9 protein-coding genes are annotated in these 12,916 nt (G+C 41.4%); 2 read left to right on the top strand and 7 right to left on the bottom strand.

All coding sequences use genetic code 11. The annotated features are described in order from the left end of the window. Window positions 1–8: 8 nt before the first annotated feature. The 4 genes from ABMY45_RS23150 to ABMY45_RS23165 form a co-directional block, all read right to left on the bottom strand. Window positions 9–392 carry a response regulator gene (locus ABMY45_RS23150; RefSeq protein ID WP_010606518.1) on the bottom strand — a complete coding sequence of 128 codons (384 nt, stop codon included), beginning with the start codon at window positions 390–392 and terminating at the stop codon, window positions 9–11. A gap of 81 nt (window positions 393–473) precedes the next feature. Continuing rightward, entirely contained in the window at window positions 474–4,367 is a 3,894-nt protein-coding gene (gene hrpA, locus ABMY45_RS23155) for an ATP-dependent RNA helicase HrpA (protein WP_349289550.1), read from the bottom strand. A gap of 153 nt (window positions 4,368–4,520) precedes the next feature. After that, entirely contained in the window at window positions 4,521–4,949 is a 429-nt protein-coding gene (locus tag ABMY45_RS23160; RefSeq protein ID WP_010375537.1) for a CBS domain-containing protein, read from the bottom strand. Between the two features lie 85 nt (window positions 4,950–5,034). Further along, window positions 5,035–6,063: an isoaspartyl peptidase/L-asparaginase gene (locus ABMY45_RS23165; protein WP_095727573.1), complete on the bottom strand. Its 1,029-nt coding sequence runs from the start codon at window positions 6,061–6,063 to the stop codon at window positions 5,035–5,037. Between the two features lie 253 nt (window positions 6,064–6,316). Here ABMY45_RS23165 and ABMY45_RS23170 point away from each other — a divergent pair, with 253 nt between their 5' ends. After that, complete coding sequence (locus tag ABMY45_RS23170; RefSeq protein WP_349289551.1) at window positions 6,317–6,799, top strand: hypothetical protein; 483 nt, start codon at window positions 6,317–6,319, stop codon at window positions 6,797–6,799. 131 nt (window positions 6,800–6,930) lie between these two features. Here ABMY45_RS23170 and ABMY45_RS23175 read toward each other — a convergent pair whose 3' ends face one another. Both ABMY45_RS23175 and ABMY45_RS23180 read right to left on the bottom strand, forming a co-directional pair. Further along, window positions 6,931–7,641 carry a SapC family protein gene (locus ABMY45_RS23175; protein ID WP_010375531.1) on the bottom strand — a complete coding sequence of 237 codons (711 nt, stop codon included), beginning with the start codon at window positions 7,639–7,641 and terminating at the stop codon, window positions 6,931–6,933. 149 nt (window positions 7,642–7,790) lie between these two features. Next, complete coding sequence (locus tag ABMY45_RS23180) at window positions 7,791–8,495, bottom strand: SapC family protein (RefSeq protein ID WP_010606514.1); 705 nt, start codon at window positions 8,493–8,495, stop codon at window positions 7,791–7,793. A gap of 64 nt (window positions 8,496–8,559) precedes the next feature. Here ABMY45_RS23180 and ABMY45_RS23185 point away from each other — a divergent pair, with 64 nt between their 5' ends. After that, entirely contained in the window at window positions 8,560–9,552 is a 993-nt protein-coding gene (locus tag ABMY45_RS23185; RefSeq protein ID WP_095729956.1) for a cupin-like domain-containing protein, read from the top strand. A gap of 16 nt (window positions 9,553–9,568) precedes the next feature. Here the strand turns inward: ABMY45_RS23185 and ABMY45_RS23190 are convergent, their stop codons facing one another. Beyond that, window positions 9,569–12,220, bottom strand: a complete 2,652-nt coding sequence (locus tag ABMY45_RS23190) for a TonB-dependent receptor (RefSeq protein ID WP_095729955.1) — start codon at window positions 12,218–12,220, stop codon at window positions 9,569–9,571. Window positions 12,221–12,916: the final 696 nt, after the last annotated feature.

A 12,916-nucleotide genomic window follows, 5' to 3' on the forward strand; every position in this document is an offset into this window, starting at 1 on the left:
TAATGCTCCTACACCATTGATTTTATTTTTTCTAATAGCGATTGCATTGAGAATGGCTTAACCACATAAGCATCACAGCCTGCATCGAATCCCGCTTTTTGTTCTTTTTCGGACTCTAAACCAGATACCATTAATACCGGAATGTCCTTCGTCTCTGGTGTATTTTTCAACATTCGACAGGTGTCGTAACCGTCAAGACCCGGCATACACACATCAAGCAAAATAGCATCTGGAGGATCAGCAATTGCATTAGACAAGCAACTCGTACCCGAGTTTGCATAGCTCAGCTCAAACGCCCCTGACAGTGCCATTTCAAGCATTTCATAGTTAAAATACTCGTCGTCAACCACTAGCAGATGCGGTGCATTTTTCCTTTTCTCTCGTGTGGACATATTCAATGCCGCTTCCTTCTCACAATCCAAAACTTTACTTCCTCATATAATAAAGTAACTGTCGTACTCTAAAATGCAAGTTTATATTTCGCACTCTTTTATCGAATTCAGAACGCGTTTAGCCGAAATCGGATAAGCCGTTCCTAATGTTTGAGCAAACAAAGACACGCGAAGTTCCTGTTGCATCCAAAAAATATCTATAAGCGACTCTGGTACAGGTAATCCAGAAGGGATTTTTGCCAACTTGTCTTGATAGGCCGCAGCAACTTTTTCCAATTCTAGTACACACAGCCTATCTCTGTTTGGATCTACCGCAAGTTTTTCAAGCCTTTTCTCAATCGCTTTCATGTAGCGCAAAATATCAGAGATTTTATCAGCACCATGAGCGGTGACAAAACCTTTAAAGATAAGACCGGATAACTGAGATTTTATGTCGCCATGCGCGGTGATCATCGTGAGATCCACTCTGCCTTTCATGCGTTTGTTAATACTGTGAGCAATGCTAAGCACCGCCTCAACTTGCTTCGCAATTTCAACTACAGTGTCACCTAGCTCAGCTCGAATGTGCTCTTTGGCTTTTTCAAACACAATGTCATCTCTGATCTCGCCAAATACACGCAGCAGCTTATCAACCCCAGCTTGCGTACAGTCATCAACTAAATCATGCACTTTACCAAAGGGGTTAAAGTACAATCCTAACTTAGCCTTATTTGGTAAGTGCTGTTGCAGGTATTTAACGGGCGAAGGAACATTGAGTAGCACAAGACGGCGCAATCCTGCTTGATGCGCCGCTTGGGCTTTTATTTCGTTATCAAACAGTTCTATAGCCGCACTTTGTTTTTTATCGACTAATGCTGGGAAAGCCTTAATCTCATAATTTCCCTGCTTTTTAGTATATTGTTCTGGTAGCTCGCCAAAATCCCACTGCTGAATATCCGTTTGCTCGATCCCTTGCTCTGCCACTTGCGAAAGCGTCTCGGTCACTTGCCCTTGCAACTTTGCTTTAAGTGCCGATAAATCAAAGCCATGGGCTATCACCTTACCTTTGTCATCAACTACCTGAAATTGCATTTTTAAGTGCGGCTCAAGTGAACTAACATCCCAATCTGACTCGGCGACTTTGACACCTGTCATTCTGAGTAAACGGTTGGCCACCGCTTCTATAAATGAACCTTGCATTACCTCAACGGCGGCAAGCACAGCATCGGCATAATTTGGTGCTGGCACAAAATTACGTCTTAAGGTCTTCGGCAGTGACTTAATAAGCCCACAAACCAGCTCATGTCTGAGCGCAGGAATATGCCAATCAAAACCTTCATCTTGAACTTGGTTTAATAGTGCCAGAGGAATATTGACCACCACGCCGTCTAGTGCTTGGCCTGGATCAAAGTGATAACTGAGAGGCAAGATCAAATTCCCTTGCTGCCACGTATCTGGGTAATGAGTATCCGTGATATGTTCGGCGTCATGCTGCATTAACAGATCGCGCGTCATATGCAAAAAGCGTTTGTCTTTTTGCTTTTGTGAACGCCACCATTTACTAAACGCAGCACGATTATTTACGTCTTGTGGAATTCGATCGTTATAAAACGCAACCACATCTTCTTCGTCGACTAGGATATCGCGACGCCTTGCTTTATCTTCAAGCGCCTGCACTTCTTCAACCAATTTTTGGTTTGCGCTTAAAAATCCTTCGCTTTGGCCAAGTTGACCGTTTGCCAGCGCTTCACGAATAAATATCTCTCGGCTAACCACAGGATCAATATCGCTATAGACCGTGCGCTTGCGGCCAACGATGATCAAGCCGTATAAGGTTTGCTGTTCAAATGCGACAACCGCTCCAGCCTTTTTCTCCCAATGCGGTTCGCTATAGCTGCTATTAACTAAATGCTTAGCGAGCGGCGCAATCCAATTTACATCGATTTTGGCATTAACCCGAGCATAAAGTTTACTGGTTTCCACAAGCTCCGCAGACATCAGCCACTTAGGGCTTTTCTTAAACAGTGTTGAACCGGGGAAAATATGAAATTGGCTGTTACGTGCGCCTTTAAACACTTGTTTTTGCTTTTCGTCTTTCACACCAATATGGCTAAGCATACCGCTTAGCAATGATTGATGGACAGCTTCATCGCTTGCAGGACTGCTATTTATTTTAAAGCCGAGCTCCTCACACACCGTAGTCAGCTGGTAAACAATATCTTGCCATTCACGTACGCGCATGTAGGCCAAAAAGTCTTTTTGGCATTGCTTTCGAAACTGGTTACGCGTCAGTGCTTGCTGCTGCGCTTCGATGTAATTCCATAGATTTAGATATGCAACAAAATCAGAGTGTTCGCACTCAAAGCGATTGTGTTTTTCGTCAGCTGCTGCACGTTTATCTTGAGGACGCTCTCTTGGGTCTTGAATAGACAGTGCCGCGGTGATCACTATCGCTTCCCAAAGCGCGTTGTTTTGTGCCCCTGACATCACCATCTTGGCAAGCCTTGGGTCTATGGGTAAGCGACTTAGTTTACGACCTGATTCTGTGAGCTTGGCTTTTTCTCTGCGCTGTGCAGGAACTATCGCCTCCAGCTCTTCAAGTAACGACATACCATCTTTGATATTACGGCTATCAGGCGCTTGTACAAATGGGAATTGACTTATATCACCAAGTCCAAGTGCGAGCATTTGCAAAATAACCGAAGCTAAATTGGTTCTTAGAATTTCAGGATCGGTAAACTCTGGGCGCCCTAAAAAGTCGTCTTCAGAATATAAACGAATACAAATACCGGATGCCACACGGCCACATCGACCTTTACGCTGGTTTGCACTGGCTTGTGATACCGCTTCAATCGGTAAGCGTTGTACTTTGGTTCGATAACTGTAGCGGCTTATTCTCGCAGTACCCGGGTCGATAACATAGCGAATACCTGGTACAGTCAATGACGTTTCTGCAACGTTTGTAGACAATACGATGCGCCGTTGGCTATGGGGCGCAAAAATGCGATTTTGCTCGGCATTAGACAGGCGCGCATACAAAGGTAAAATCTCAACGCCTTTTAAATTGCGTTTTGCCAGCGCGTCAGCGGTGTCACGAATTTCACGCTCACCGTTCATAAATACCAAAATATCCCCAGGTCCTTCGGCACAAAGCTCATCAACCGCATCAAAAATGCCCTGCAATTGGTCATTTTCTGCTTCGCCATTTTGTGAGTCAACATCTTCAACTGGACGATATCTCACTTCTACTGGATAAGTTCGTCCTGACACCTCAATAATAGGTGCGTCACTAAAATGTTTGGAAAAACGCTCAGGATCAATGGTTGCTGAGGTGATAATCACTTTAAGATCTGGACGCTTCGGCAACAACTGCTTTAAATAACCCAGAATAAAATCAATATTCAGGCTACGCTCGTGCGCTTCATCAATGATGATTGTGTCGTACTGGTTGAGGAATCTGTCTTGTTGAATCTCTGAGAGCAAAATACCGTCGGTCATCAGTTTTACGTATGTATTGTCAGAGACTTGATCTGAGAAGCGAATTTTAAATCCAACTTCTTGCCCCATCTCGCAGCCAATTTCCTCTGCGATACGAGTAGACACGCTTCTTGCCGCTAGTCTTCTTGGCTGTGTATGACCAATATAGCCATCCACGCCTCGACCAAGCTCTAAGCAAATCTTAGGCAGCTGCGTGGTCTTCCCTGAGCCCGTTTCACCGGCAACGATAACCACTTGGTTATTCGCAATGGCTGCTTTAATGTCGTCTTTTTTCTGGCTGACGGGTAGCTGCTCAGGATACTCTACTGCTGGAATATTGGCACTTCTTGTTACCTTTAATTCTTGGCTTTTTGCAATCGCAGCCGCTACTTTTGCGACTACCTGCTTTTGCTTTTCTTGATCGGTAATTTTTTTCGCACCATGGAGGCGCTTTTTGAGGATGAAGTGATCCTTTTTAAGACATGAATTTAGCTCTTTGAACAGCGAGTCAACCTGCACTACACGACACCTTGTGATTACATAAAACGCCGTGTAGTTTATCAAATCAGATTAGACGAACCCAACTAAATTTGGTTAGGAATTGAGATTTTTGCTGTTATTCTCAAGGCAACACCTCATGGGTTAACTTAACAGCTCGTAAATTTCATCGCTTTATACGTAGCGGTGACCAGAGACATAAGCATCATGTAAATGCTTATCCAACGCTAATAACACGTTTGCACGACTGATAACCCCAAGTAAGCGCCCTTCATCGTCAACTACCGGGTACACTTTGGGCTTATTGCAAATCATCAAATCTGCCATTTGCACTATGCTGTCTTCGCGTTTTACACACAGAGGCTCTTTTGTCATCACATCGGACACCACGCTATGAGACTCATTTTGATAGGTCGCCTCTAACATTTTTTTAAGACAATCTTGCTCAGATAAAAACCCAATAACCCGCCTTGCTTCATCTATAACCGGCCCGCCCGACTGGCCGCTTTGTAGCAGCTTCTCTACCGCTGATTCTACGCGCATGTCCTGTTTGAATGTTACGGGGCGATGATTTAAGTAGTCTGCGACTTTTATTGATTGCATTGCTCATCTCCATTAAAAACGCCAGCTATCATGATAATAATAGCTGGCGTTTGAAGAACTTGCTTAGTCTCAACGAAATATTGTTTTACTCGCTATAAATACCAACATAGGTAGGTGTTGTTGACGACTTGCTCGCACGATACATTCCCGCGGTATTAAATGGCATGCTAATATTTCCTTTAGGGTCAACTATGATCACCCCTCCCGTGCCACCAATTGGATAAAGCGTATCAAAAATCACTTCTTTCCCCGCTTTTTCAATCGACTTGTTTTGATAAGCGACACGAGCACAAATATCAGCTGCGACATTATATCGAATAAAATACTCGCCATGTCCCGTTGCTGAAACAGCACAAGAGCGGTTATCCGCAAATGTGCCCGCACCAATCACCGGTGAGTCACCTATCCGTCCAAAGCGTTTCGCCGTCATCCCACCAGTTGACGTTCCGGCCGCTAAATTCCCCTGCTTATCGAGTGCGACAGCCCCCACAGTTCCCATCTTATATTGGCTCTCTAATTGTTGGTGTGCCGCCTGATAGTCTTTGGTCGCCGCTTCTTTCATCTGCAATCGCTTTTTCGCCTTTAAGAGTGATTGATAGCGAGCATCGGTGTCAAAATAGCTGTTTTCCACTAACGTAAAACCGCGTTTCTTAGCAAAGTCTTCCGCACCTTCACCACTTAGCATGACATGTACTGAGTGCTGCATCACTTCTTTTGCCAGATCGATTGGGTTTTTAATGTGCTTCACCCCCGCCACAGCGCCCGCTTGGCGATTACGACCATCCATGATTGACGCATCTAGCTCATGCCCTTCATCATAAGTGTACACGGCCCCCTTACCAGCATTAAAAAAAGGCGAGTCTTCAAGAATGTTAATGGCTGCCGTTACCGCATCAAGGCTTTCTCCACCTTGTTCTAGTACCTTATAGCCCGCTTCAACGGCTTCTTTTAATTTAGCTTTGTATTGTTTTTCTTTTTCTGGTGTGAAGTTACTGCGCTCAATCGTACCAGCTCCCCCATGAATAGCGATCGCAAATGGGGGCGCTTTCTCGTCAGCGACAGCAGCTGTCGCCGACAAGGCTAATAACGCTACTAGCAAAGAGATTTTTTTCATTTTTATACCTTGGTTCGTTGTTAAACTTCAGCATGAGGTGAATTTTAGAACGATGCAAGCTTTCGCGTTAAAATTGTCAAGCTAACTGATTTACAGTGTGGTTGAAAGAAACTCATGAGCTGCAAGGCATAACAGTAAATTTGAATATTTTTCAATCAATTTATGATTGTTATTTCGACCACAAAATGGAAACATATTTATTACTTTGAAATAACTCAAAGTAATAAAATAACGAAATTCGACAGGAATCGATATGAAAAACATTCTAAAAATTGCAGCTTTTAGCACACTACTGCTTGGTACTGCTCAAGCTGCTTCTACTCAAGAGCAAATTAAAGTTATTGATTACAACACTTTTTATGACACCCAAGTAAACAATGTTGACTGCGGTGGCTACTGGGATGAGCGACGTGTGTGGGTATGTGACTACCGTACAAAGCTCGTTGATGTGAGTTATAAGACTTGCCACTACAAATTAATGTACGGTGAACCTTACGGTCCCTACACTTTATGGGAAACTAAAACCGTACTCGCGACACAAAGCTGCCCCGGAGGTTGGACTATTCCTCATCCGATCCCAAACTATCAGGTGCCTGGAGGAAGCTACTTTCATCAACATGATACTTTTTCAACCCAACAAGAAGAACGCCGAGTAGCTTATAACTGCCGTTGGGAATCACGTTCGGTCTGGATCCCTCGTGGCGGATCATACTGTCCTATTCCAAACGCTAAGTAATATCAATTTGAATAAGTAAATCTGACGCTAATGGCGTTAAAAATTTTTTCTTTAGAACAACTGAATAATATCCACAAAAAAGCGCTTCCTCTGGAAGCGCTTTTATCGAATCATTCTATATCTAAAAGCGATTAGCTCGCTTCGCGCTGTGCCTTCATGCGAGCAAGGCGCGCTACTTGATGTGTAGAAGTTAAGAATGCGAAGATCGGTGCTAAATAGCCACGTTTACGTAGCTCTAGGAAATCTTCGTCACCTAATTCGTTTAGCTTACGCTCATCCACAAGGTAGATACCGTTGATGTCTTTTTTCTCACCACGGATTTCTACCGTTAGCGTTTGTTGAACTAGAAGCTCTTTGTCAGCAAGATACTGAGTAAACGCTTCAGTTACGCGAGCAAACTCAACATAGCTTACCAACGCTTCTTTACGACGACCTAGGTATTCAGTTTCTTTACCGTCTTCGAAAAGCGCATTGCCTTCTTCTTCACCAACTAGCGGGCTTGCTTCGTCAATCACAATACCAAACTGATCTTGCTCTGGGTGCTTAACCAAACCAAATGGGTAACGTGCAGCGGCCATTGGCACAAAGCTGCCAGTCCACTTATCACCATCAACAAATAGGTTTTCACCAGGCTGAAGACCAAACATAGCAACCGCTTGAAATTGACCTGACTCAGTGTTTTTAACAAACGCCATCGGGAATTCTGTCGCTACACGCGCAAACTCATGCGCCACTACCGGCATTAAGTGCTGAGTTTTAAGGAAATCAACGTTCACGCCATTTTTTACTTTGATGTTCGCGTGCTTTTCGTTATGTAAAGGCTGCACTTGTTGTTCCGCCATAATACTGCTCCATTATTTTACGTATTTGTTACTTTATTTATTGCCCCTAAGGCTAGCGGTTTTCGGGGCAAATTGGAAGTTAAATTTATCTTACTCGTTACCCTACATATATTAACCACTAGACGAGAACACAATCTTCTCACTTAATGTCAATGATTAGCCGTGGCTGATAAATCAATAACTCTTTGAAGCTGACCCAGCGATAGTAAATGTGCGTGTACTGCTTCTAGCATGCCTGATTTCTGCAAAGACAATAGAGATTCATCATCGAGAGAATTTAGAAGCTCCCTATCGACTGAATATAGTCCCCCAATCTCTTTCTTCTCACCATCCCCCAAATCAAACTTAAAACTAAACTCCGTCAACAAACCAAGTTCGGACAAACGATTAACAAATTGAAACGACAACTCATCTTGACGATACAACTCCTCTAATTGCGAATGTCTTAACTTAAGAAAGTCCGAAAGTTCACCCGAATCTTGAAACAACGGCTCTCCAATCCCTGAACTATTTAATGCCGAAGCGTGAATTGCCAAATATGTCTTTTCATCTGAGGTTTTTGCTAGGACGAATGGATACTTCACTAAATGTTGAGGGATATATGGCGATTCAAACCTATTACCACGATAAAACGCATTTTTTCCGGTCTCAAGCCCAAGAATTGCTATCATTTGGAATTTAGCATCGCCACCAGACTTAATGAAACAAATAGGAAAATTCAGCGCTGCTTTTGCTACTTCACTTGGTGTTATAACCACCAAGTGCCGCTCTTTCGAATGCAATAAGTCAGTATCTAACTTAGCATAAAATTTTTTATGTTTTCCCGCATCAATGATTTCATATTTTTCTGACATTACACACTCAATTAATATGTTAAAGTAACAATTAAATTAGCATGTAAATATACAATTTAAAACCATGAAAATTCAAAAAATAAAACCATCAGATGTTGAAGACTTAAAGACATTCATTGAGAACAATAATTCTCCGATAATAATATCAGAACTATTTAAAGACTGGCCATATGTTGAGTTAGCAAAAGATTCTCCATCACATTTACTTAGAAAGTTACTTAGCATTGCTTCTAAGAAATTGGTAGATACTTTATTAATCGAATCTAAACATAAAGGACTAATCAGCTACGCAAGCGAAGATTACGAAAGATTCACATTCAAAAAATTTCAAGTTCCACTCAAAGCAGTGTTAAAAAGATTGATTGTTGAAAAGCGAGATGAGCACAGTGAAGACATTGCAGTTCAAAGCGCATTAATAGAGCAATGCCTACCATCTTTTCTTACACAAAATCCATCTCCAAATTTTCTATCTGAAATTTCTCCCAGAATATGGATTGGAACAGCAACAACAGTTCCTGGGCATTACGACACCTCTCATAACATAGCATTGAATGTTTGTGGTAAAAGAACATTTTATTTACTCCCTCCAAATGCAATCCCTAATATCTATGTCGCCCCGATAGATCGCGCCATAACAGGGCCTGCTATTAGCCTTGTCGACTTCGAAAAGCCTGATTTGAGCAAATATCCTAAGTTTAAGAACGTACATAAAGATGTCCAAATTGCAGAACTGGAAGTGGGTGAGGCCTTATATATCCCACCTATGTGGTGGCATAATGTTAAATCACATGAAAGAGCTAATATTCTAGTAAACTATTGGTGGGAAAATAAAACTGCATCCGAGCTAACATCTACTGAAAGTTTAATCCACGCAATTCTCACCATTAGAGCACTTCCAAAATATCAGAGAGATGCCTGGAAAGAAGTATTCAAACACTATGTTTTCGATAGAAAAGAAGATGTCTTTGACAAAACATACAAAGGCATTCTTTCTAATAGTCAGGAAGAAATAAGAAAAGTTGAAGACATATTATTAAAAAGAAATGCCGCTAAATAGCGGCATTTTAATAATATTAGAAACGGAAGTTTGCACCTAGTACAAATCGACGACCATTCTGGTATATAGATAATACCCTTGCTTCATCAGTATTATATTCTATGACCTCTTCATCAGTCAGGTTAATACCTTCAAATACTAATGAGATATTTTCAGTTACGTTGTATGTCGCACTAAAGTCCAACTGGCCATAGTCATCATTCCAAAGCTCCGTACCTGAAGAGTGTAAACCTTTATACCATTTTGTACGGTAGTTATACATCGCTCGAACCGCAAACAGATCATCTTCATAGTAACCTGAAATATTTAACATATTCTCAGAGGCTCCCATTACTAAGCCAGACCCCGGTTTTAGGACATCTCTTTCACCATCATTATTAGCATCAGTATAAGTATAGTTTGCTGATACACCAAAACCATTGTCAAAACTATGTTGAATAGAGGCTTCTAAACCCGTTGTTGTTCCCCCTGCCCCATTCTCAGGCCGAGTAACAGTTACAGGAACCCAACGTTGAGTTTCTTGATCATAAAACTCTTGGCTCGAAGTACCAGATGTTTGGTAACTCTCAATATCTTTGTAGAATAGCGTTATTGCAAGTAACGATGCATCACCGAAGTAATATTCCCAAGCAGCATCAAACTGGTTAGCTACTTGTGGATCTAGATTTGGATTACCAGCCTGTGCAGTTGGATTATCTTCACCAAGATCGCCAGGTGCGGTAATTGGTGAAATATCAAAGAAATTAGGACGCGCCATCGTTCGTGCCGCAGACAACCTCACAATTTGATCTTCAGCTAAGTCATAAGATAAATTGAAGTTTGGCAAAATCTCGGTGTAGCTACGTGACTCAGTTTTCCACTCTAATGTAGAAGGTGTTAAATCACCATTGAGGCCAGGGTTTTTGACAGTTAATAAGTCCCAAGAATCTGAAGAGAACAAATAACCAGCAGAATCTTGCTCAGTCTTAGCAACCCTTACACCTATGTTGCCTCGGAAACTTTCTCCAGAGAAATCACCCTGAACATAGAAAGCCGTTTTTTGCTCAGCTACTTCAAATATTTCTGGTAAATTCTTGTGAATTGCATAGGAAGCATTTGGGCCTAACCCTAATTCCAACATACGATCACTGTTGTGTATCAACTGTTGAGTAATATCACCATTGACAACGTCAGCACCAACAGTATCAGTGCCTCTAGAAAGGTCACAATCCGCAAGCGTACTACATTGATTAGCCAAGATCTGGTTCATGTAATTATCACTCTCACCATCGTTAGCTAAACCCCAATGCCAACTGTAGGCATTTCTGTCTTGCGTGCGTTTGTGATCACGATATTTTGCACCAACTTTAATTGATGTAAACGCACCAAGTTCGACCGGGAAGTCAAAGTCTACCTGAGCATAAGACTCTTCATCTGTTGTTGGTTTATTCCCACCCCAGATCCAGCCACCGTTAAATTTAGAAGGGTCCGTACCATCAATACCAGCGTTTACTGTTGGAGTACCATCAGTTAGATCAAAGTTGTAATCTCCCTGCCCGCCGTATTCCCAAGAAGTTTCATTTAATGTTCCACCCTCGGCTTCAGTCGTACCAAGCTCCACATTCATTGAGAATGAATCCGTTGCAAAGTCAATGTCTAAATGAATTGAATTAGTATCCGTGCTTGAGATACGGTTGATATGATTCCAACGAACATCACCACCGCCAGTACCTTTTAATGCGTTGCCATCACTAAACGAAAGCTCGGCCTCTGACCCAGGATTCATCAATAGAAAGTTTGAATTGGTATTATTCACATCCATATTTGAATCAAGTATGTTTAAAGTCGCACTGAAATCGTCGGAAGGTGCAAATTGAATCGAGCTGAAAAATGTTGTTCTTTCACGATCTTGGCGGAAAACAGGAACCCCCATAGTACGAGGTGTATAAGTTCCATCACCTTGAACATCCCAACCAAGTACCTCAAAACCTTCACGACGAACTGTACGATCAGCTTTTGAACCAGAAATTAAAATACCAAATTGCTCACTTTCATTCTTCCATGAATAAAGTGCTTCAATTGATGGATCATGTTCTTCCGCTACTTCTGAGTATTGGCTCTGCAAGCTTAACTGAACAGTACCAGAATCCAAATCAAGAGGCTTGCGTGTATTTAGAATTACTGTACCACCAATTGAGCCTTCATCAATACGCGCTTCAGGAGATTTATATACTTCCAAGCTACTTACCAATGAAGACGGAAGCATTGTAAAGTTGAAACTACGAGAAGGGTTATCCAAGATAAACCAGTCAGCTGTACCAACATTTTGTCCGTTTAATAGAGTGCGGTTTTTAGTTGGATCTGAACCTCGAACAGTAATCTTTTCACCTTCACCAAACTCACGGCTAACCCCTACACCAGTAATACGAGATAGAGATTCCGCAACGTTTTTATCCGGAAACTTACCAATATCTTCTGCTGTTATCGAATCAACAACAGCGTTTGCGAATCTTTTGTTATTAATGTCCGCCTTACTGGAAGCGCGAATACCGCGAACTTCAATGACTTCTACGTTTTCTTGTACTTGATTTTGACTTTCTTCTGCAACTACAACGCCTGAAAAGCCCGCACCTAGTGCGATGCTGACGTTAACTGCAAGTAAGCTTTTTTTGAAATTATTAGCTAACACAGGATTCCCCTTGAATCATTTTGTTGGTTTTTTAAATCACTTCTGCCCAGTGATGATGACAACGCTGTCATCTAATAACAAACCATACACCCTAAATTACATATTCGCTACAATTTTTTTGGCCTGTTATTCAAAAAATATTCATATAGATATATATCTTATTGATAAATATAAATTTAAATATGACCAAGATATGGTTTGTTACAAAAACGATTGGAGAATAGCACAAAAAATTTTGCTGCTGTAGGGTTTTAAGATGGAATTGTCTCAATAAAGGGACATTTTAATTATCTGAATACACATAAGGGGATGTGTATTCAATTCCCTCATCAAGCTTGGGCAGAAGCTAAAGATGAGAATCAATATCAATGACAACGCTGTCATTATAGATTTATCTGTTAGTACTGTCTAGTTCTTTTAAGAGAAATTTTTATGACAAAGGCTTATGAAATCTAAGATTAGCGAGTTAGTTATCACTATCTTTTGCACAAATTTGAATACCCGATTACGGGACTTGTTGATTTTCTAATGATCGTATCTTGAATCAGTAAAATTTATTGCTTTTATTCGTAAGAAGTAAGAAGTAAGAAGTAAGAAGTAAGAAGTAAGAAGTAAGAAGTAAGAAGTAAGAAGTAAGAAGTAAGAAGTAAGAAGTAAGAAGTAAGAAGTAAGAAGTAAGAAGTAAGAAGTAAGAAG

This window comes from Pseudoalteromonas sp. XMcav11-Q, from assembly GCF_040104525.1.
Taxonomy (GTDB): Bacteria; Pseudomonadota; Gammaproteobacteria; order Enterobacterales; family Alteromonadaceae; genus Pseudoalteromonas.

Coding starts and splice junctions, on each gene's coding strand:
- ABMY45_RS23185 (WP_095729956.1), top strand. CDS start 8,560: ATGAAAATTCAAAAAATAAAACCATCAGATGTTGAAGACTTAAAGACA.
- ABMY45_RS23170 (WP_349289551.1), top strand. CDS start 6,317: ATGAAAAACATTCTAAAAATTGCAGCTTTTAGCACACTACTGCTTGGT.
- ABMY45_RS23160 (WP_010375537.1), bottom strand. CDS start 4,949: ATGCAATCAATAAAAGTCGCAGACTACTTAAATCATCGCCCCGTAACA.
- ABMY45_RS23165 (WP_095727573.1), bottom strand. CDS start 6,063: ATGAAAAAAATCTCTTTGCTAGTAGCGTTATTAGCCTTGTCGGCGACA.
- ABMY45_RS23175 (WP_010375531.1), bottom strand. CDS start 7,641: ATGGCGGAACAACAAGTGCAGCCTTTACATAACGAAAAGCACGCGAAC.
- ABMY45_RS23150 (WP_010606518.1), bottom strand. CDS start 392: ATGTCCACACGAGAGAAAAGGAAAAATGCACCGCATCTGCTAGTGGTT.
- ABMY45_RS23180 (WP_010606514.1), bottom strand. CDS start 8,495: ATGTCAGAAAAATATGAAATCATTGATGCGGGAAAACATAAAAAATTT.